This window comes from Streptomyces sp. NPDC087300, from assembly GCF_044744425.1.
Taxonomy (GTDB): Bacteria; Actinomycetota; Actinomycetes; order Streptomycetales; family Streptomycetaceae; genus Streptomyces.
The window spans coordinates 1-1,066 of record NZ_JBIUYI010000038.1 but is presented as its reverse complement, the minus strand read 5'-3'; the positions used below and the strand labels follow the sequence as shown (position 1 = coordinate 1,066).

Below are 1,066 nucleotides of genomic sequence, written 5' to 3'. Positions count from 1 at the left end.
TCGCTGCCGCGGCGGGATCAGCGGCGGTGGGGCGAGTGTTATCTGCGGGGTCTGATGCTGGATGGGCGGCGTAAGTCGATCCAGCCGATGGCGGCCCGTCTGCCGGACGGCAACATGCAGGCCCTGCAGCAGTTCGTGAACCAGTCGCCCTGGGACTGGCTGCCGGTGCGGCAGCGGATCGCTGAGCGGCTTATCGAGGCGATCCGGCCCGAGGCGTGGGTGATCGACGATGTGTCCTTCCCTAAGTGCGGGAAGGCGTCGGTGGGGGTGGCCCGCCAGTACTGCGGAGCCGTCGGTAAGCGCGCCAACTGCCAGGTCGCGGTCAGCGTGCACGCAGCCACCGACACCGCGTCCTGCCCACTGGATTGGCAGTTGTATCTGCCTGAGGAGTGGGCAGGCGATGCTGCCCGGCGCCGCAGGGCAGGCGTCCCCGACGAGGTCGGCTCCGTCCCCAAGAGCCGGCTGGCGCTGGACTTGCTGGACCGGCTCGCATCCTGGGATCTGACGGCACCGGTGGTGGTCGCCGACTGCGGCTACGGCCGCTCGGTCGGCTTCCGTCTCGCTCTGGAAGACCGGGGGCTGGACTATGCGGTGGCTGTGGAGGCCAAGGAGGTGGCCCATGAGGGCCGTGCCCGGCCGCACTGCCCTGCCTATGGCGGGTTGGGTCCACCCACCCTGCCCCGCTACCGCACCCGACCCAGCAGACTGACCGAACTGGCCGCCAGGCACGGGGTGTTCAGCGAGGTCTCCTGGCGTCAGGGCAGCAAGGGGACCATGTGCTCACGCTTCGCGGTCCTTGAGATCCGGCCGGCGGGCAAGCAGTCCCTGCATCATGCCCAGGCAGCAGGCGGCGGCCACTACGCCTGGGACGGAGTACTGCCCCTGCGGACCCTGCTGGTCGAACAGCCCCAGCAGGCGAGGGAACCGACCGGCTTCTGGGTCTCCAACCTGCCCGCCACCACACCCATCGAGCACCTGGTGAAGCTGGCCAAGACGCGCTGGCGCATCGAGCACGACTACCGCGAGCTCAAGCACGGCCTGGGCCTGGACCACTTCGAAGGCCGCA

General features: G+C 69.6%; 1 protein-coding gene. It reads left to right on the top strand.

The features are described from left to right. A partial coding sequence (locus ACIO9J_RS44820; protein ID WP_402012182.1) for an IS701 family transposase occupies window positions 1-1,066 on the top strand: 1,066 nt, incomplete at both ends.